This window comes from Bacillus sp. GW823-FHT06A10 (assembly GCF_058795375.1).
Map to the genome: position 1 here is coordinate 2,394,176 of NZ_JBXAHT010000001.1, position 21,910 is coordinate 2,416,085.

Here is a 21,910-nt window from a genome sequence, read left to right on the forward strand (position 1 = left end):
TCATTATCTAACGTTTTATTCTTCTCTACCGATTTAACTTCTCGACAGCTTCCGCACTTGTATCTACACGTTTAACGAAAAAAACTAATAGTAGTGCAACAACATTCATACCAAGCGCTACATAAAATGAATATTGAATTCCAGATAATAAAGCCTTCTGAGTTACTATTGCCTTCGTAGTTTCTGTAAAGGTTGTTGGATCTATATCAGACATTAAACTTTCAGCTTTTGTTTTTGTTACAGAGTTCATAATCGTAACAAGAATAGCAGTACCAATCGAACCGGACACTTGTTGAGCCGTATTATTAACAGCTGTACCGTGCGGATTTAAGCGAGTTGGCAATTGATTAAGACCATTTGTCATAAGTGGCATCATAACCATCGCCATCCCAAACATCCGCAGTGTGTAGATAAGAATAATATGTGTGTGACTAGAGTCAATTTGCAGACTTGCCAACATATAAGTTGAAACAGCTGTAATGGAAAGCCCCACTATGCCAAGAATCCGAGGACCATATTTATCAAATAGTTTACCTGTAATTGGTGACATAATCCCCATTATAACCGCACCTGGAAGCATCATCAGCCCAGAGCTCAGCGGCGAAATACCACGGACGTTTTGTACATAAGCTGGTGTTAAAATCATACCCGAAAACATGGCCACCGCGTTAACAATTGCAATTACAGACGCAAGTGCAAACATTGGGTACTTGTAAACACGTAAATCCAATAACGGCTCATCCATTTTTAATTGACGAATAATGAAAGCAATTAGGGCAATAGCGCCTATGATTAAGGTTGTTAAGACAACTTTATTTGTCCAACCATCGGAGCTTGCAGAACTGAATCCATATAACAAACCACCAAAACCGACAGAAGATAATAGTAATGAGAGATAATCAAGTTTTGCATTTTTGTTTTGTTTCATGACATTCTCAGATTTCCAAATCCCTAACAGTAAGCTAATGATTGCTAACGGTAAAATCATTTCAAAAAGCAAACGCCAGTCATAATACTCTACAATATAACCTGATAGTGTCGGCCCAATTGCTGGAGCTGTAATCATAACTAGTCCAAAAATCCCCATTGCTGTTCCCCTTTTTTCTCTCGGAAAGCTTACTAGCATAATATTCATTAACAAAGGCCCCATAACTGAAGAGCCTGCCGCTTGAACCATCCGACCAGTAAGTAATAAACCAAAGTTCGGTGCTACAGCCGCTAAGGCAGTACCAAGAATAAAAATCACCATAGATGTAATAAATAGGCTCCTATTTGAAAAACGCGTTATTAAAAATGCTGATGCCGGAATTAATATACCACTTACAAGCATATACCCTGTAGAAAGCCACTGGATCGTTGAATAATCTTGAATGTTTAAATCTTTCATTATTGATGGCAAGGCTACATTTAAAAGCGAGTTATTTAGAAATGAAACAAATGCCCCAATAAAAAGAATTACAAGCATTAAATATGGTGGTTTTCTTTTATGTAATGTTTCACTCATATATTTAATTGCCCCTTCATTGTAAATTTCATTGATTCGTTTAAATCGTTTACATATTTGCACAAGAAAACATTACCCTTGCAGTATTTTGCCAAACTCTTCGAATGGATATTCTCTTTTTAGCAATTCCACTTGCTCAACATACCATTTTAAAATCTTTTTGTTGATGAAACCTTTATAAAAACGTTTGTTAACGGAATTTAAATTAGGCTGAAATATATAAAAGAAGCAACTGAAAATACCCTTCTAAAATAAAGTGAAACTTTAAATCAACAAGTCCACACACCCATTCCTTTAAATACAGGCTTGTAGATTTAGTTATGTAACCATCCATAAAAAGGAATATTACATAGGCTAAGTCTAACATTACATTTTTAAAGTGAGGAGAATAAGCGTATGCACCAATATTGGTATTTGAATTCAAAGGGAAACGGGGAGCAATATACTAACCAAATTTCATTATATTCACAGCCCGAAATAACTAAATCTGAGGTAATGAATGATTTGAAGATTCCTGAGAATTGGAGTTATCGAGTCTATCCAGTTAGTTGGGATTCATCAGCCAATTATACGGGATTCAATCCCCAACCCCCTCCCTTCTCTTGGGGGCAGCAGCCAATCAATTATGCAGGGATAATGCCACAAGGTCATCCTGCCAATTGGACTCCACTACCAGGTCATGCAGGTTTTAATTTTCAAAAACCTTCCTTCCCCTGGGCCCAACCATTCAATCATACAGGGATGTTCGCACAAGGGCATCTTGCCGCTTTACTATCGCCGCCAGCCAAGTATTTTCATTTCAATACCAATAACTCGGGTGTTTTTGGAAACCCTCCAGGATGGGGTAGTCCGTGGGCCCCAATGGGATGGGGAAATAACGGAGGTAACGGTCAGCTAGGAATGCTTGGAAACTTACTTACAGCAGGAAAAGGCACAATGAGTGGAATAGGAATGATTAGTAGTCTAATCGGGATGGGGAAGTTCTTCTTTTAGTTAATTAAAGTGATAGAATTGGTCCGCAGCTCAGACATTCCAACAAAATATTTCATTCTCCATTGATTTAATGTTTTCAAACATGTACTCCTCAATATATTTATTGTGTGCTTCCAATACTCCATCCAAGTTCGTCTCCTTGTCTTTCAATTTATAAAAAAATCTGTTGCAACTCTTTAGACAACAATTCCAGTTCATACAAAATCAATAAGTTCACAACAAAAACGCTATCCTTTCCTATGATTCTAGGGAAAGAATAGCGTTTTTGTTACGTAACGATTAAGTTGTTTCATTCTTATTTATTCAATAATTTCATTGTCATTTCTCTGCATTTTTAGCCTGATAGCGATATGATTATACCCCGTAAAATGCCATTTCTTTTACTTATGCTTTGCTAAAAATTCTGTTATGCGACGATATACATATATTTCATTTTCTTTTTTTGAAAATCCATGCCCTTCATCGTCTAATACTAGGTATTCTACATCTACTCCTTGTTCTTGCAACGCGTGAAAAATTTGATCCGATTCTTCCTTTACAACTCGTGGATCATTTGCCCCTTGGATGATAAGGAGTGGTTTATTCATTTGATTTAAGTAAGTAATTGGTGAATCTTGTATAAGCTTATCTTTATCATTATTAATATCACCTATTAAATTAACTGCGAGCGGTTTCCAATTTTCAGGCATAGATTCGATAAAACTAAATAAATTGCTAGGTCCAAAAATGTCAATGGCTGCACGGAAATACTCTGAATGACGCCCGTGAAGCAATAAGGTCATATATCCTCCATAACTACCGCCCATAACAAATAATTTATCAGGAGTTGATATCCCCTGTTCAAATAACCATTCGATCCCTGCTACACAATCTAAACGCGGTGCTTCTCCCCAATCACCTTCAATCATTTTTGTAAACGTTGAACCATATCTTGTACTACCTCTAAAGTTTGGCGCAAAAATATTATATCCCTGCCTTAATAAATATTGAAATAATGCTCTGAAATCTTTCGTCTCAGCACTTTGTGGACCACCATGAGGCCAAAATATTGTATATCCGTTTTGTACTTCTCCTTTCGCCCGGAATAATAATGCTTCTATGTTTAACCCATCAAAAGAGACATATGTTATAACATCCGGTTCAACAAAAGAAGATTCAGATAGACCAATAACATAGTTTTTTGTTAATGCTTCCCATTCTGTATCTCTATTCTTCTTGTAATAGATGTTTGCTGTTTTCGTCGCACTTTCACCTAGCAAATATAAATTTTCCGATTTTGTAATTTCAATTTGACTTATCGTATCTACCGGAGAATTCAATAGAATTAACTCTTTTTTATCCCATACAAATTTATATAACCTATCTGTAACACCTATCGACGAAACAATGTAGCCATTTTTTGTTTCAGCATGCCATTTTATATCGGATATATCTTCCTTCTCTATTTTACAGATTGGTTTGAATTCCTGTTTATTTAAATCAAAAGAAGCTACATAGGAAAACTCTTCTTCATAATTTGTAACGAAAATCACTGTATTTTCATCAATATAAGAAATGGAGCCTACAGTATGTTCTTTCTCACTGGAAGGTACTAAACAAATAAGTTCTTCTCCTTTTTTTACATATCCTACATTATATGTATTACTATATGACTTTAAAACAATGTAACTTGATTCATTCGGACTTACTGCCTCTACATATGTAGGTGTCTCCACACCAGTTAACAACAGCGTATCTTCTTTTGTGCGTATATTATAACAACGAGAGTTTAAGAACATTGGGTTATCTTTACTTGTGACATAGTATAATCGTTCCCCATCCTCTGTTAAATGCACAAAGTAATCCTTTTCTGTCTCTCCTGCTGGAATCAATTCAAGCAATCCACCACCCTCTGGTTTTAATGCATAAATATGATAATTTTCATCCCCATCTTTATCAAATCCAGCTAAAATAAATCGATTTAAAGAATCCATTTTAATAAAATTGCTTGATTGATTACAATATGTTAATGGATAAGGGGATAAATTGGGTAAATCCATCGCCCATAAATTAGAATGACCATTTAAGTTTGTACTAAAAATTAATTTCCCTTCATCTTCACTAACTGTAAACCTACCAATACTATAGGATCTAAAAAATTGTTCAGCATCTTCCATAGGAAATTGAATCATCTTTCTTCCTCCACTCTACCTTATATCTAAAAATTCAGAACATCTTATATATAAAGATTCTACATTTTCCTATTTATCCCTTTTGGGTTTTATTTAGATTTACTTCTACCTTCTACTTCTTCTTATTAACATTACATAACGATGCGGAGAGTTTTTTAAACAACTCCTCTTTTAGCCGTGAATATATTCTTTACTATTTCACGATTACTTCTCATTCGATATTTCTCACTAATTATCCCTCAAAGCGAAAAATAAGTGGGGAATTAGAGAGCAAAATCTACCATATACTTTTATTCAGCTAACTTCTCACCAGTAACAATCTTCATAAAAGCAGCTGCGTCTTTCTCTGCTAATTGAGCGTACTGATTATCCCCCGCCATTATTTCTAATTTATCCTTATTAGGACTAATCCACATTTGATATAAAACAGCTTTCGCTTCTATTTTCGGATTTTTAAACTGAAAAACAAACTGATAATCAGCTGAACGAGACATTTCCACCTTTTTATTTTCAAAGTTAGTATCATTTAATATTTTCTTTACTTGCAATACTTTATTCTTGTCTGTAATTACCTTCAAATCCTCATAATGATTATCACCAGCATATTTTTGCACTTCGATTGTTTGATTATGATTTCCTATATTATTTGAACAGCTGGTTACTACAAATAAACAAATCACGCTGAAGACTAAATACAAATTTCTCATTTGCATAGCGCTCTCCGCCTTTAGTGTATATAATAGTTCACTTCCATTACGCTTTTAAAATGTAAAATAAGAATACACCCCATAAGCCACAAATAAGATTAATAGAATAGAAATACCGAGTACCGTATATATAATCCATTTTAAATTTGAATTCATATCATCCTCCTACCTCTCGATAATTCCAGTATATAACAAAAAAGCATTGGATACCCAATGCTTTTTACACTTACGCAAATAGAGACGTATTCGCATATAAAGCTGGTGAACCACCTGAATGTACGAATAAAATATTGTCTTCCTTATTAAAATTACCTTTTCTAATTAAGTCGATTAATCCCGCTACTGCCTTACCTGTATACACTGGATCAAGTAAAATACCTTCTGTTTTCGCAAGTAACTGAACTGCCTCTACCATTTCCGGCGTTGGTAACGCATAGCCTGGCCCTACATATTCATCAAAGCACATAACAGCGTCGCGCGGGATAAAGTTTGGAATACCAACGTGTGCTGAAGTTTCATCTACAAGTTTTGCTACTTTCTCTTCTTGCTCAGCTTTTCCTCTACTTACGTTAATCCCGATTACAGGAATATGGCTTTGCGTTCCAGAAAAACCAGTAATTAAACCCGCATGCATACCAGCGCTACCGCTTACGCAAACAACTGAACTGAAATCAATTCCTTGCTCAAATGATTGCGCCATAATTTCTTGGGCACAAGCAACGTATCCCATTGCGCCCGTAGGGTTTGATCCACCAACTGGAATTACATATGGTGTACTACCTTTTTCACTTACTTCTTGTGCTACTTTATGCATCTCTTCCATCAGGTCTGCTCCGTTCGGTACAACAATGACGTTTTCAGCACCTAATAAGTGATATAAGAAATAGTTTCCGTTAAAGTCTCTCTTCTCTTCTGGCTCAAGCCCTTCCTCTAATACAAGAATACATTTCATTTTTTCTTTTACCGCAGCAGCAAGTGTCAGGCGGCAATGATTTGACTGAATACCACCAGCTGTAATTAACGTATCTGCACCCTTTTCCTGTGCATCCGCAACTAAAAATTCTAACTTTCTCGTCTTATTACCACCGGCTGTTAAACCAAGTAAATCATCTCGTTTAAAATAAATAGTCGGGCCACCAAGTGCTTCTGAAAAATTGTTTAACTTTTCAATTGGTGTATATGATTCTGTATATTTTTTTCTCGGGAATTTAGCTAAATTCATTGTAACGCTCCTTTTGTACTTCTTTCACAATATATGTAACGTTACTATTATTACATGTAAAAATGGTGAAGTCATCTTTCTCGGTTAAAAATGTATTAGAATTTCATTTTGATAAGTAAAACCGTATTAATGATTTTAACTTGATTACGGTACATGAAATTTACATCAACGATTTTTTAAATATATCGTTCATTACTTACAATATATCAACGATTTTTCAAATATATCGATCGTAACTTGCAGTATATCAACGATTTTCTTAATATATCGATCTATCGACAAAAAACGACAGACAAGCAACCCCTTTCTCATCAACAAAAAAGAGCCCACACATTCAAATGCAGACTCCCTCCAATCACTTATTTACCGAAAAACGAAGTAACTGCGTTAATCCCGGCTCTAAATTCATTTCACCTTTATGGCGTACGTATACGACTTTATCTCCATCAAATTTCGGAGGATTTGCTTGACTATACGTATGCCACTCATTCGTTCCTTCTATAGAATACTCCATATATTCATTTGCACCGACAATTATATTTTTACGATCATTTGCCGTTACATTTGGTGCCATCTGCGCAATTTTTGAATCACTAATTAATAACTTCTTTATATCCTTATCACGTTTGTAATCGTAAGCTGTCACAATTACATCGTTACCATATGCTTTCACTTGTAACCCTTGTTTAAATGAATAGCCATCTGGAGCAGTTTTCTCTCCTCCATTTGGTCCCGCTGACATCCAGCCTGTTTCAATCCCGCCCGTATTTACAACAGTGAAACCTTTTTCATCTCCGCCTGTAATTTTCTTTTTACCAGCCCAGTCAGGTAAGTTTAAATCCCAATGTGTATGACTCGTGAAGAAAACAACCTGCGGATAGTCTTTTAATATATCGTACAATTTATCCACGTTTAAATAATCTTGTAAATATGGTGATTGTCTTGATCCAGATACTGTATCAGGTAAAACGTGATGAGAGAAAATAAAGATTGGCTTATTTTTATCTTTTTGACTATACTCTTCTAAATTTTGTTTTAACCAACCTAATTGCTCATCACTCATATATACTTCGTCCCACATTTTTGAATCGTGGTATTTCATATATTTTTCAGTTCCTAAAAATAAAAGTGGATAGCCATCTAATTCTTTTTTATGATATACCTTTTCTTGTCCACTAAATTGTAAGTAGCGACCAAATAGTGTTTCTTCCGTTACACCATTTGGCCATGTACTTTGAGAGAGTTTCCCATCCGCTGTCCATTTACCAGCATAAAACTCATGATTCCCAACAGTAGACCATACATTTTCTGGATGCTTATTTTTATTTAACACACGCTTTACATCATCATATTGTGACTGTTGTCCAGTCGGCGTTATATCCCCATTCATAATAAGCGCTCTAGAAAGTGGCGTCACTTTGTTCATATCTTTTAGCACATGATCAAAATCCCCTAAATCCCCTTGAATATCACTAATAACGTTAAAAGTCGTAGCTGATTTTCGGACTTGCTCTTTCCCTTCCGCATGCACTGAAAACGTCGGTAATAATGCAGTCATAACTGCTAACGAAGCAACCGTCTTTTTCATACAAATTCTCCCCCTAATAATAGAATGTACAAACTGACATGTTCTGCTTTCTCTTAGGTGCTTGTCCAATTCACATTATAGGGGGCGATTGTAAAGATTAATGGAATAAAAAATTAAGTGTTTTTTAAGAGATTTTGTCTTTTTTACACGCCCCATTTAACAATTAACACTAATTTTTCTATTAACCTACTAATATTAACTGAATGTAAATTTATACGATAAATCACTTCGTTTAATATGTTGTGTTTTAATTTCCTTTACACAATTTCAATAAAGTACTTTACCATTTTAAATTCTCTTCATTAATCCTCAATTTCTATTCCAGCTTGTTTTAATGGTTCTAATACTTTCGGGTAACACATTGAAATATATTCCACTGTTTTTAAATTTTTTAGATTTTGAAATCCTTCAACAGATATAACATCAAATAAACTGTCTCCACCGTCCCAATCAGGCTTTAAAATATGATAAATTTCATTCCCAGCATCAAAGCAAAGGGACTCAATCTTTTCCAAATCACTTATTTCCAAAGTTAACGCTTCTAAAAAAGCTTTAATTTCAACAATTGGCCCAACTCCTGAATACCATTCAAAATTATTCGTATGCTTTTCTATTAAGTCTTTCAATTCTTTTAGAAATAGTGGCTCTTTATCTAATAAAGCTTCAATTACCACTAACTTAAAATTAAAATCCTGAAACATTTCACTCTTTCCCATTTTAACTTCCTCCTATCTTGCCCCTGTCCTAGGGTTTTAATCTCCTTTACACAACTTCCAAAAAGCACTTTACCTTTTTAAATTCTCTTCATTTAATCCTAACAGCCCTGGTAAAATAAAACACCCATCTTTTCTAATCAGTACATCATCAAACCAAATTTCACCCCCGCCATACTCTGATCTTTGAATATTCACTAAATCCCAATGTATCGCTGATTGATTCCCGTTTTCTGCACCTTGTAACGAATCCCCAATTGCTAAATGATAACTACCATTTATTTTTTCATCAAATAACGTATTATTCATCGGATGTAGTATGTAAGGGTTAAAAGCCAGTGCAAACTCTCCGATATATCTTGCTCCCTCGTCCGTATCAAGAATTCGATTTATTCGCTCTGTATCGTTTGCATATGCCTCTATTACTTTCCCATCCTTAATATGTAACTTAATATTTTGAAACGCATAACCTTGTTGAATAGATACTGTATTGAACGCTACTATCCCATTCACTGAATTTTTGACAGGTGCTGTATATATTTCGCCATCAGGTATATTATCTGTACCATCTCCCTTTAAAACACCGATTCCTTCAATGGAAAAATTCAAATCCGTACCATTCCCAATGATTTTCACTTGTTTTGTCTTTTCCATTAATTCTTTTAACGGATTCATTGCTTTCGACATTTTTTTGTAATCTAACGTACAAACATCATAATAAAATTTCTCATAAGCCTCGGTACTCATATTCGCTTCTTGCGCTGAAGCCGCATTCGGAATTCGAGTTGTCACCCATCTCGTTTTATACACTGCTTCACTATGAGCCTTTCCAAATACCTTTTGATATAATTTCATTTTTTCTGCTGGTACATCTGCTAGTTCGTATGCATTTCTAGGACTACGGAGATTAATATATACTTGCATCTTACTTAAACGGTAACACTCCCGATCTGCAAATAACTTAAACTGTTCTTCAGATCCAGACAAAATTAATTGCCGCGTAACAGAAACGTCACGCATTGATACATGTGCATATCCACCTGCTTTTTCCACTGACTTAATAATTTCACGAACTACTATAGGGTCTATTTCCGTAACACTTTGAATTAACACATGATCACCAGGTTGCACTTTAGTAGAATGGTTGACTAGTATATCTGCTAATTTAGATAATCCCCTCTTCATTACGTCCCTCATCCTTTCATTTCCGTTTCAATAGCTTAATAAAAAATAAAAAGAGAACTACTCTCTTTAAGCAATTCTCTTTTTCACCCAAACGATAGATATAAAATAAACCCTTAAAAATAATTCCGTAACGTTGGCATTGCAGCTATACTAAAGTACAGAGTCCCAGGTACTAACCACGCGCCACAAAGCATCAGCAACACAGTTTTCCTAACAAGCCCTGCAATAAAAGCTAAAAAAGACGGAAGCACAAAAATAAACAATACAGTGATATATACTTCTTTATCAAGTAATTGAGTGCTATAAGGGTTGAAATATAGAAAAATAATTGAAAGGATAAACATACTTACAGCTGCTTTTACACCTAAATAAACATTTAAATTATTCTTCACAATTTCCCTACTTCCAATAGCACCATGCTTAATACTTTCCAGCACTATACCTCATTACAATAAAAGTTACTCCCCTTCTAGTTCGCTTTAAAATTATAAATCGGCTTAATAATATGTTTAATATCAATTGTGTCCTTTGTATTCTCAACAATCTCATCCATTGGCTTATATACCATTGGTGCTTCATCTAAAGTACTTTCTGCAACAGATGTCGTCCAAACCTCTGTCATTGTATTTTGAAAATCCTCTAAGTTAAGTACTTCTTTCGCCTTCTTACGGCTCATAATACGCCCTGCTCCATGAGGGCCAGAAAAGTTCCAATCTGGATTCCCTTTACCAAATGCAATTATAGAACCGTCTCTCATATTAATTGGAATGATTACTCGTTCATCTTTCTGAGCTGAAATAGCACCTTTTCGTAGAATCATATTTTCCATATCGATGTAGTTATGAATTGTAGTGAATTGATCGGTTACTTTCCAATCCATTTTAGTGACGATTTCATCAATCATTGCTTTACGATTTAACTCCGCATATTTTTGTGCAATTTTCATATCATTCATGTAATCTTTAAATCCTTGTCCTTCTAAATAAGCTAATTCTTTGCGAATCACCGGTTTCTTAATTTCACCTAAAGCTTCATGTATTTCTTGTTGTCTACCTTCTATCGTTAAACGCTCAATCATTTCTTCTTTAATAGATTTAACGTTTATAAGTTGCTCGTAAGCAAAATTTTGATAATACTCTGCTACTTGTTTCCCTAAATTACGCGAACCACTATGAATGACAATGTATACATTTCCTTTATCATCCTCATTCAGTTCGACAAAATGATTGCCCCCGCCAAGTGTACCAATACTTTTTTGAGCACGTTGCAATGTAAACGGGGCTCTTACACTATCAAAATCAATCATTTTTGAAAATCTATGTTCCTTATCTCGAATACGAAAACCACTTGGGACAAATTTACGTATCGTTTCGTCTAAGTGATCGAAGTTGATTTCCTCTTTTTTCTTATTAATCATCACAACTTCCATGCCACAACCAATATCGTACTTACCTCTCAGTTTCCTGAAAGAGTGGACTATACCTTCTCTACAGTCATCGAGATATGCAGTCTCTACTGTAGGCTCACCGTATTAATTATTCCTCTTCAATTCAAAATGGATGAGGAATAATTCTGTACCTTAGTCTGCTAACATCGTACAAGTCTCTGAACCATTCGATTATGTCACCATAACCACTGGCTGCTGATTGCCCTCGCCTTTTATCGTTAGGGTTCCCAGTCAATTGAGTGAGTAGTTTAAAGTCTGAGCCGATTAGTTAACCCCGACTAAATTAGGAACAATTTTATCTTGAATCGTCATTGTTGTCCCAATCGTACAACCTGCGCCCGCATGTGTATCTGGCATAATACGAATCTTGCTATCCTTTACGAATTGTTGGTTACAAAGATCAATAATTTGACCTGCTGCAGTTTTTTCTACATTCGTAGTAAACACTTTCGCTTCATTGTATTTCCCTTGTAATTTCAACATCTTCTATTTCCCCTTTCCTTTAGTTTCTACAAAACATTAATTTATATATATTATATATTTATAATTATATTTTCCAGCACTACAGCTCATTTCCTTTTTTTGTAAAAAAGACACAGAGATTCCTCCCTATGCCCACAAATCATCTATTTCTTCACCGCATGCACATAATGCACCGTCTCAAAAGCTTTCAAATAATCGTTTCGTCCTTCAAAATATAATGTATTTATGTCTTCTGGCGATAAATGCTCATAAATAAGTAAGCCCGCCTTCTCTAACAGTGCTTCCATTTCGGCATAAGAAAAACATGATTTCATTGGTTCTCCGCCTACCGCAACCATTTTCACCATATTTTCAACTCGATTGGACAGTCCCTTTTCCGTAAACAAATTTTCATCGGGATAATCAAAAACGATAGAACTACCTGCCGGAACCATCTCGAATAAACATTCTAATAAACTAGCAAGTTCCTCTTTCGTTAAATAGTACGTAACACCTAAAAGGCTAAAGAAAGTCTTTTTATTTTCAAATCCTTCATTGCGTAACTGTTCATAGGAAAATCCTTTCGTAAAATCCATTGAAACAAAATGAAGGTTATTTGGAACTTCAATTTCTACTTCTTTTATTCTTTCCTTCTTAAACGCCTGCGTAGAAGGATGATCCACTTCAAATATTTCTATTTTATTTTCTAATTCTCGGTGTCTAAAACTGAACGTATCTAAGCCTGCACCGAGTATGATGTATTGTTTTGCTCCTAATGTAATTTCATGTAGTAATACTCTTTCACAATATGCCGCACGTGCTAAAGGTGTTGGTGATAACTGAACTTGCGTAATCCATTTTAATATTTCTTTTGGATTGTCTTGAAACTGCTCTGCAATGTCTTTATTGAAAAAGTGAATCCCTTGAACCATGTTCGTTTCAATATTGTTACGTTCTTTTTGTGAAATGAAATCTTTAGCTACATAATCATCAAAGATTTTAGGATTATCAAATTCACTAGTAAATGTTTTATTAACCCAAAAAAAGAGTCTTCATTATGAAGACTCTTTTTCTTTTATTTAAATGACCCCCAATAATCTACACGCTTTCCGTTTGCGCTCTTACCAGTTGCCATGTAACCATATGTTTCGTTTGCTCGTGGTTGTCTGATCCAAACGTGACCATCTTGCTCAATGCCATAGCCATCATATGAAACTGATTGACCCTTTGAAAGAGTCGCGATTAATGGCGCGTTACTGAATGGAGCTGTACGTAAATTGATAGTTGTATTCAACGTGAATGCTCCGCGCTCCCTAGCAAACCAACTAGAATCATATTGTCCAGAAGGTAATTGTGGTTGAGGTTGTGGTGTTGGTTCAGGTGGTACATAATCGCCAGAAACTAACTGTTGTTTAAACCACTCCACACGACCCTCAGCCAACATACGATGAGGACAATATTTTCCGTTTCGTTCCTGGTGTGTTTTAACGCGGTCGATTGGAATATTGAACTGATCCATTAACTGTCTAATGACAATGATCGCATTTTTTACAGCCTGTTCATAGCGTGAGCCACCAGATTTAGAATAACATATCTCAACTCCAATAGAATGGCGGTTACCGCGTCCGTTTGCGCCGTCTCCAGCGTGCCACGCGTTGCGATTGAATGGAATTAATTGAATTGCTTCTTTATCGTCTACAGCAATGTGAAAACTTGTTCCGGTTGAGTTATTAGCGACATTGTTTCGCTCATTAATTGCTGGGGCGTCATTATAAGTATTATGGAAAGTAATTTCCGTTGGTGTCATAGGATTAGGGCACAATAATTCATATTTATATTCTGGTACTAACATTTGTTTGATTTGCATATAATCAGCCTCTCTCATATTGTTTAATAGAATTGGATTTAAGTGCATTGATATTGAATCAATGCACTTCGTCCACTTCTCTTTCTTTCGTTTTAATTTGTAATATATGTTTAATCTCGCCAATATCTCGAATTGATTCGGCTTGTTGTTTCATAATATCTTGATTATCTCTAATGACTGTTACATATTCTTTTTCTCGTTCGACACCTCTTTCGATAGTGTTTTCTAGTTTTTCTTCCCTTATCTCGTTACGCTTTAAGACATAGCGGAAAAGCCAGGCAAACCCACCGATACACAAGCCGACAACACCACCGCTTGCAAGTTGCTCCATGATGAAATTTTCCATTTTAGTTTCTCATTCCTTTCCTAATAATTCTAACACCTGGTTTAACTTTGTTTCTAGAGTGGAAATTGTATCACTTTGATTTTTCATAGTAATTTCTAAATCTTTCATTCTAGTTTCTTGATCATTTAAACGTTTGTCTTTATCTTGTATATCTTTGTGATTCTCCTGTATTCCTTTCCAACCTAGTGAAATCATCGCGTAAAGATCGACAGCAGAACCATCTTCATTAGCAATTAATTTTGGCGCGAATTCGGAAATAACACCTACACGAACAGGGCCGTATGCTTCGCCGATTTCTTGATCTGATTCAATCACATTCCCTTCCACATCAACAAACTGGGCTGACTCAATGTTCTTGTAACGGTAAGTCATGATGTCAGTTTCTAGAATTATTTCTAATGCTGATCCTTCAAAGTTGCTAATGTCTTTTTTCCAAACTAGTGAAGACGCGTTTTGGAATGATCCCGCCGTAGCGTTAGACCAACCGCCGTCGTCACCTGTACGGAATTCAAAACGTCTTGCATTATTTTGCCATTTGAAAATGGCGTGTGTTCCAAATTGTTGCATCCAGTTAGCGCCTTGAATCCACATTGCACAAAGGCGTGTTCCGTTGTGGTTAAACGCATGACCGCCACCATATGAAGAGTATTCCGTTGTTTGCGATGATCCGACACCGACGCCCGTTATATATTTAAGTCTACCTTGTGCGTCTTTGATAGACCATGTAGACCAATCCTTTGCATATTTACCGCCTACGATATTTCCGAATCCATCAAAGTAAATGGCTTCTGGAGGGTTGAATTGGATTGTTGGACGCGTTGATCCTTGCGTTGCTTGTACCATGATTCCCTCTGGAGCAGTTAAACGCAACCCGTAACCATCAGTTGCAAGCGGTACTTCACCTAATGCGATTGTTGCCAGGTTATTCGGGGCCCAGATTCTAAACTCACTAGGCTCTATAGCTGAAGACCAGCGATCACTAGTAACATTTAAACGGCCCGGCAATGCTTCAACATGCTTCCCGCCATAAGGTGAACCGTTCGGCGCTACTTCGTAAACCTGTAGGCCACCTTCTTTTAACTCGGCATAGTTTTGAGCGTTTCTAGATTTGTCCAACGGGCCAAAACTTTTAATGATACTGTTGAATATTTCAACTCTGTTTGTTGCGTCTTTAGCGTTATGACTTTCATATTTAACACCCTTAATAGTGTTAGCCTGGAAATGTTGGGCCGTAATTGCACCGATAAGGTTTATCTTACTTGCCTGGATCGTTGCTGTTTCTTTTGTCAAGTTAATACTTGCGATTAGGTTGTTTTCTTTTACTGATAGATTGATATTTTTTTCGTTAACCTGGATTCTACCCTCTAACGTTTTTACATGTGCGTCCTTCGCAAAAGTTCCGTCAGCTTGTACCCTTGTGTAAACTTCTGTTTTCGTTGCCCTTAGATCAATGCCGTCTTTATTTGCTTTGATTGATCTTTCTAACTCTGTGACCTTCTGGTTGTATTGTTCTGTTGCGATACGTTTTGCAATATCTTCCCTTAGATCATCCACTTCAGAAACATCGGCAGGGTTTAATTGGAATTCACTAGCAACCTTCCCGCGTTGTAACATCGGTAACGCTGTTCGCAAACGGCCGTTTCTTTGAATATAGAATCTCCATTTGATCCCAACTGTATTAGCTGGCGTTTTTATTGCTAGTGTCGCTCTTTGCCACACTGTTTTTACATCTAACTTTTCTCGCGCCGTTGCAATCCTTGTTCCAGAAGCGTTGAAGTATTCGATTTCCATATAAGCACCATTGTCAATAGACGCCACATTATCAGTAACGAACCATATTGACGCAACAAAATCTTCGCCAGGTTGACACGGATAAAGATTAGAAATAGCGCCCGCCCAATCATCAGCAGTACGGCCCGTTTTCACACTCCAGAATGTATTTTGACTACTGAACTTACTACCTGTATCAACTACAGTTCCAGGCGTTAAACCGAAATAAAGTGTCTTTATGTCTGTTCTCAATCCCGCGTTTCGTAGAATGTTAGTAGCACCAACGCCCGCAACGTAGTCTTCAACTTGTTTAGACGTCATTTTTGCGCTTACTTCATCAGATAACTGTTTTAGACTTGTTTCTGATTGTGTGATCCGTTGCCCGTGCTTCGTCGTTAGATCAGTAATGTTTTTCAGGTTCGTCTTAATCCCGTCAGCGTCCTTCGTGATCTCCGTTACTTTTTGATTAAATAACACTTCTTTCACGCCGTCTTCTGGTGAAGGAGCGAATGCTTTTGGCATTGATCCCTTTAATACAGATACATTCTTGAAATAGCACTCACTACCATCATTTGAACGTTCACCGTAAAGGTATAAAGCGAACTCTTTTTTCATATCAGATTTTTCGTGTAACGTTCTTGTGAAGTGGATTCTAACCCATTTTTTAACAGGGTTAATAACCAATTCTGGCAAACCGCTATGAAAACTTTGTGTAGGGCTACCCTCAATAAAATGATGGAATCCAATAGCCAATTTATTGTTTGCTGTTTCTGTCCATACATCTACAGCGATTGTATATGTATCTCCTGGTTGAAAATCATCACGGAAACTTTTTGGCATACCTTGAGACATGCCCAGCCACCTTTTAGAATTCCCAAACTGGCCATTCTTGTTAATTACAGCAACTACAGGATAGCCAAACTTTTTATCATTTACGTGCATGTGATAACCCTTTGTAGGGTCTTTAGTTCCGCTGTTATAACCGTTAGACCAATTTCCAGCGCTCAAATTACCATTTAGGGCCTTATCCCACTGTATACCGTTATCAGCCCAATAGTGCGTGAAATCCCCGTTTCGTACATAGTTACGATCACCAGCGTCATTAACGACAGACTCTGTTTTTGTTATACGCTCTGTTACACCGTCAACACTTTGTTCTAACTCATAAGTTGACTTACTAAAGTCCGTCGGTACTGATCCCTTTTCCAGTTTAGGACGTTTAAAGCCGAACTTCTTACCTTTAGACGCTTCTGATCTCGCAAACCTTAAACGCATACCCCAACCCGTGGCGCGTCCGTCTATCTGGAATGTAAATGATCTTCTTGACCAACCGCCAGCAGGGAAGCCAGTTTGAAGGTTTTCTGTCCATGATCCATTGATAAATTGGAATACAAGAAAATCAACATGAACATCATTCTGTAGATCGACACTGAATGTCATATCTTTCCCTTTTTCATAGTCTCCCATTTTCGTATTATCTAAATGGAATTGATAGAAAGAGTCGGTTTGATCTGTACATTCGACAATCATGTAATCCTCGTGGAACGAGTGGCCAGCCTTATTAAGCATTGCACCGCCGACCATTCCGATTGTTTGTGGTCTTTGATTTCGACCTGTATTAATGATCCAGTTTTCACCGCCGACCGTGCGCGCTTCAACTTTTTCTAACTTTGTAGAAATTCTTCCCGCTTCTTCTTTGATCTCTGTTGTAACGCTTGTGAATTTCCCCTCACTTACTGTATCTTCTGGCGCTTGTCTCCACGGGTACGCCTTTTTAGTTACTGATAACATAGGACTAGACTGTTGATAAACCCACCCTTTAGCGTGCGAACTTTCCCAGGCTTCAACACGAATAACATTATCTTTAGAGTCAAGGTGTTTTTGTTCAATCTTAAATGATCCACTAACCTGTTTCCATTGGTTTGTGGCGCTCTCTACCTCTGGGCCGAAACCTAAACCATCATACATTCTTTGTTGCATTCTCTCGCCATCTTTAGCGCCTTTTATCCTAACCCAAACGGAATATGTTACCGTGTCGCCTAAATTCAATTTACCTTCATTTTTAAGGGTTGTGAAGTGATAGGCCAGGCCGTGCCATGCTCCCAAAATATCGACTACAGCATTATCATTAAAACGATCTTTAGAAAGGGCAACTGATTCACCTTTAAAATAAGTTGGTGGTATTAATTCCTTTGTACCTCTCATAAGGTTAATTACATCAGTGTCCATGTTCTTGACGTCTGTTTCAACTTTCTGGATCAACTTTTTATTTCCGTCAACTGTACTTTCTAGCGTGTTTATTTTTTGCGACTGACCACTAATGTTTTTGTTAACTTCAACAATAGAATTAGAAATACCCTTGATCGACTGTTCTTGTTTTACGGTGATTTCTTTTAGTTCTCCGTCAGTTTTCTTTAACTGGCTGATCTCATTTGTGAACCCGTTTAAAGATTGCTGGTGTTTAACTAACGTTTCGTTAATTTCTCCATCTTTCTTTTTTAACTGGCTGATCTCATTTGTAAAACCATTTAAAGATTGTTGCTGTTTAACTAATGTTTCATTGATCGTTTTATCAGTGGTTTCTAGTTTCTGAATAGACTGACTAAAGCCGCTTATTGTTTGTTGCTGTTCCGCTACTGTTTTGCTAGTCGTTTCCGCGTCTTTCTTAATCTGACTAATAGAAGTGTTGAAACCTTCTAAAGACTTTCCGATCTGTACAATTGTTTGATCAACTTTTTGGCCGTTAACCTTCAATTCCTTCAATGTTTCTTGTGTACCGCGTTCCGTTTCTTTTATCTCTTTTGTGATCTGATCTAAAGACTGTACACCACCCTTTAAACCTTCTATTTCTTTGTTTAGATCGTTAGCTTTAGTTTCTAATGATTCAGCTTTCTTTTCGACTTCTCCAGCGCGTTTTTCCATATCTGATACACTTTTGTTTAATTGATTTGTCTTTTCTTGCACATCTTTTGCAACCTGGTCACGGATTTCCTTCTCCAGTCCAGAAAAATCTTCTGTTACATCTTCCCACTTACCACCACGCCATATTTTCAGAATGCCAGGTTTTCCGTTTGAAGTGTCCAACCATAATGATTTCCCTTCTTTTAATCCTTCTGTTGGCGCGTTTGGGCCGTCGTGGATCGTAACTGAATTATTTGTAACCATTTCATTTAACTTCTCTGTAATCTCTGTTACACGCTTGTTAGTTTCAATAACTTCATTCATTTTGCTTTCTTGTTCCTGGACAAGTTTGTTGAGCTGATCCAGCATAGGTTTACCAGCTTTATTTTCAAGTAATCCTTGAACACGGTTATACATTCTTCTCATTTCCGCGTCATAATCAACGATTTCATGATATTCACCGAAAGTATATTTGTTTCTATCTGGATTAGTATTAGACTCTTTCCCACCGATCGCTCGCGCTTCTAAATACAAGGCAGGTGTAAACGCCGTGTCTTTAATTCCGATCGTATCACCTTTCATGATCAATTCATGACGTAGGCCGAACACTTCAGCAATATCTAACGCGTCCACCTCATAACCGACTGAAGAATTCTTTCTTTTCTCCATTTCAGTTTTCATAAGAGTCATTAAACGTTTTGCGTCAATTTCTCCTTCTGTTTCTGGTTGATAGAAACCGTATTTATGTTGGCCGTTCTCACTCCAGCGCTGAAATGCTTCATTATCAACAATGTAAGGTGATCCGTTGTTGATCTTTTCTATTGTGATAACTTCATTATCCTCACCACGCGCGAAACCAAGCAGGGCCGTACAAATATTTTTAGTGTGTTCAATACGTGTTACATTGATCAAGTCTTTTCCTAGTTCGATTTCTTTTCGTGTAACGCGTCCAATCTTTTCGACTAGATCAACGAACCAACCTGTTATAGTGTTTCCGTCTACTTCTACACGATAATTCAATTCTAAGTTAAATAAAGTTGCTGTTTTCTTTAATAGAGTTAGAGGGTCTGTGAATTCGTCTAGTGTCATTGTTCTAAAGGAAGCATAAGCAATATTCCCTGGTTGCCACTTAGTACCAGCAGTTGCAAGCGCTACATATTGATGTGCTGTTAACCCTTCTAACTTTTGTGGACGAATAAAGTTGGCCTTTCTTAATCCTGTCCATGATCCGACCGCCCTAACTGTAATAGAACGATCACTTGCCGTTTTTTCAACTTCGTCTTCAATAGTGTATGGAATTACATTTCCTTCACGATCCTGGCGCAACACTAAGTTTTGTTGCTGTAATGCTATAGCCTGGCGCGTTCCGTCAAAGACTTTGAATTCTAGAATGTCAACATTGTTTTTTAATTCCCACTCGCGCATATCATCCCAATAATCTTGATCCTGGAATGTTGCCACGATTGATTGTGTTTTAAAATCTATTATGTGAAGTTCGGTATTTTGCATTTATTATCTGTACCTCTCTCTATATGTTACTTTTGCCTTTATATCTGGTGGCATAATTGAAAGTCTGTTCTCCCCTCTTATGATCTTAGGGAATGAACTAAAAATATCTTTAGCGGAAATAGCGTCCTTTCCATTGATCGTAACAAGCGAACGCTCTGTATCTATTATAATTTTGTCGCCAGTGTCTAGCAAATAAGGCTTGCCACCTGTTCCGACCTTATTAACCTTCCAAATTTTCAGATCATCAATTCTCATATCATTGACAAACCTGTGATCTTGCCAGCGTTGAATACCAATAGCGATTTGGGCCACTCTTCGGCCTGTTACCGTCATAGGGTTGTTTTCATCGTCTGTAAAGAATTGCACCGCGCTTGCGTCGTCTATTTCCGTTCCTGTTCTAAACCTAGCAAAGTATACAGACCACGTTTTCCCGCGTCTAGCTAAAGAGATACGGCCATAAAAGTTATTGAATGCTGTATTTCCACCACCAGCAGAATCATACATTTTTCTAGTGTTGTTCGGTTGCATACTATTTCCGATCCTTGCATATCCGTGCGCGCGTTCTACAGTCCAATAAAGATCATTCATGTTAATATCGGCCACTAAATCACCTTGTTCATCCAATAAGAATAGTGATACACGGCCCATTTCTCCAGGGTCTTTACATTTTAGCGTTACGTATGCTTCAACTTTAAAGTCTGTTAACGGCCCGCCTGGAATTGATCGTTTTAAAATAGGGCCTGTGAACGCTCCCTGTTTAGGCGTCCCAAAATCTTCAACTTCAAATGCATATCTACCAGAATTAACTCTAAATTTACCCGTACTTTCCATTCCTGGTACTGTCTTCCCCGCGTCAGTCCATCCGACCAGGTTGTTCATTTCGTCCCACAATACGCGTTCATTCTCCTGGACAGGTTTGTCATTGATCGACATAGGTTGACCGATACGGAAATACTGGCGTTCTTGTGGATATTTACCAAACCATACATCAAGATTTGTCGCGGGCTTAGTCATTTCTAATTCGATAATAGGCTTAGCTTCTATTGTACCTTTATTGCGAAAATATGCGTTTTGTTCCGTCGTCCAGTCCTGTTTAAAATCAATGGTTTGTACAGCGCCTAATTTATAAGGCATAGGACATATGAACTTCAACGTACCTTGTCCAATATCGACTAATTGATCTGGATCAAGTTCATCGTCAATAACAGCTAAATAAGTACGATCTTTTTCGTCATCGAAAATTAATTCGGCTGGCTGATCCGTATAAAGCCAATCGGCCAATTCTTCTTTTAACTTTTCACCTTGTTCCGATGTTTCATACATAAATGCTACTGGTATTAAAATTTCTCTCATTTTCGTTTCTGTACGCAATAAGCGCCCGCCAGGATAATGTGGTACTTCTAAGAACGATCGTTCAATAGGCGCCCATGCAGGACGTTTAACGCCCTGTAATGGAATCACCTTATCATTTCTTTTTCCATTAAAACTAAAGAATGCTAATTTATCAAAACACTTCATTCTTTCA

General features: G+C 37.0%; 14 protein-coding genes and 2 pseudogenes. 1 reads left to right on the top strand and 15 read right to left on the bottom strand.

The window, feature by feature from the left end; genetic code table 11:
- Positions 1-25: 25 nt before the first annotated feature.
- Positions 26-1,504: a DHA2 family efflux MFS transporter permease subunit gene (locus tag AC1Q8M_RS12135; RefSeq protein WP_098360706.1), complete on the bottom strand. Its 1,479-nt coding sequence runs from the start codon at positions 1,502-1,504 to the stop codon at positions 26-28.
- A 396-nt stretch (positions 1,505-1,900) separates the two neighbouring features.
- Between AC1Q8M_RS12135 and AC1Q8M_RS12140 the strand changes: the two genes are divergently transcribed.
- Entirely contained in the window at positions 1,901-2,497 is a 597-nt protein-coding gene (locus AC1Q8M_RS12140; RefSeq protein WP_098400755.1) for a hypothetical protein, read from the top strand.
- Between the two features lie 380 nt (positions 2,498-2,877).
- Here the strand turns inward: AC1Q8M_RS12140 and AC1Q8M_RS12145 are convergent, their stop codons facing one another.
- The 14 genes and pseudogenes from AC1Q8M_RS12145 to AC1Q8M_RS12210 form a co-directional block, all read right to left on the bottom strand.
- Positions 2,878-4,668, bottom strand: coding sequence for a S9 family peptidase (locus tag AC1Q8M_RS12145; RefSeq protein WP_098400756.1), 1,791 nt, complete (start codon positions 4,666-4,668; stop codon positions 2,878-2,880).
- Positions 4,669-4,958: 290 nt separating this feature from the next.
- Positions 4,959-5,381 carry a YhfM domain-containing protein gene (locus AC1Q8M_RS12150; protein WP_001178454.1) on the bottom strand — a complete coding sequence of 141 codons (423 nt, stop codon included), beginning with the start codon at positions 5,379-5,381 and terminating at the stop codon, positions 4,959-4,961.
- Between the two features lie 220 nt (positions 5,382-5,601).
- Positions 5,602-6,597, bottom strand: a complete 996-nt coding sequence (gene cuyA, locus AC1Q8M_RS12155; protein WP_090977601.1) for a D-cysteate sulfo-lyase — start codon at positions 6,595-6,597, stop codon at positions 5,602-5,604.
- Positions 6,598-6,952: 355 nt separating this feature from the next.
- Positions 6,953-8,185: a DUF4073 domain-containing protein gene (locus AC1Q8M_RS12160; RefSeq protein ID WP_098855391.1), complete on the bottom strand. Its 1,233-nt coding sequence runs from the start codon at positions 8,183-8,185 to the stop codon at positions 6,953-6,955.
- 302 nt (positions 8,186-8,487) lie between these two features.
- On the bottom strand, positions 8,488-8,901 hold the full coding sequence (locus tag AC1Q8M_RS12165; protein WP_098855392.1) for a DUF6892 domain-containing protein: 414 nt from the start codon (positions 8,899-8,901) through the stop codon (positions 8,488-8,490).
- Between the two features lie 69 nt (positions 8,902-8,970).
- A complete protein-coding gene (locus AC1Q8M_RS12170; protein WP_098855393.1) occupies positions 8,971-10,083 on the bottom strand; it encodes an aminopeptidase in 1,113 nt (370 codons plus the stop codon).
- Positions 10,084-10,196: 113 nt separating this feature from the next.
- Positions 10,197-10,475, bottom strand: coding sequence for a hypothetical protein (locus tag AC1Q8M_RS12175; RefSeq protein WP_492334147.1), 279 nt, complete (start codon positions 10,473-10,475; stop codon positions 10,197-10,199).
- Between the two features lie 77 nt (positions 10,476-10,552).
- A complete protein-coding gene (locus AC1Q8M_RS12180; protein WP_098855394.1) occupies positions 10,553-11,512 on the bottom strand; it encodes an RtcB family protein in 960 nt (319 codons plus the stop codon).
- Between the two features lie 285 nt (positions 11,513-11,797).
- Positions 11,798-12,013: pseudogene (locus AC1Q8M_RS12185) on the bottom strand (RtcB family protein); the annotation flags it as partial.
- Between the two features lie 143 nt (positions 12,014-12,156).
- Positions 12,157-13,023: pseudogene (locus tag AC1Q8M_RS12190) on the bottom strand (class I SAM-dependent methyltransferase); the annotation flags it as partial.
- Between the two features lie 44 nt (positions 13,024-13,067).
- Positions 13,068-13,859, bottom strand: a complete 792-nt coding sequence (locus tag AC1Q8M_RS12195) for an N-acetylmuramoyl-L-alanine amidase (RefSeq protein WP_098855395.1) — start codon at positions 13,857-13,859, stop codon at positions 13,068-13,070.
- A 58-nt stretch (positions 13,860-13,917) separates the two neighbouring features.
- Positions 13,918-14,205 (bottom strand): hypothetical protein, encoded by a 288-nt coding sequence (locus AC1Q8M_RS12200; RefSeq protein ID WP_000427019.1) that lies wholly within the window; start codon positions 14,203-14,205, stop codon positions 13,918-13,920.
- Positions 14,206-14,214: 9 nt separating this feature from the next.
- The gene (locus AC1Q8M_RS12205; RefSeq protein WP_255291843.1) at positions 14,215-20,385 is read right to left on the bottom strand and encodes a phage tail spike protein; all 6,171 of its coding nucleotides are present in this window, start codon (positions 20,383-20,385) and stop codon (positions 14,215-14,217) included.
- Between the two features lie 3 nt (positions 20,386-20,388).
- Complete coding sequence (locus tag AC1Q8M_RS12210; protein WP_086385031.1) at positions 20,389-21,903, bottom strand: distal tail protein Dit; 1,515 nt, start codon at positions 21,901-21,903, stop codon at positions 20,389-20,391.
- Positions 21,904-21,910: the final 7 nt, after the last annotated feature.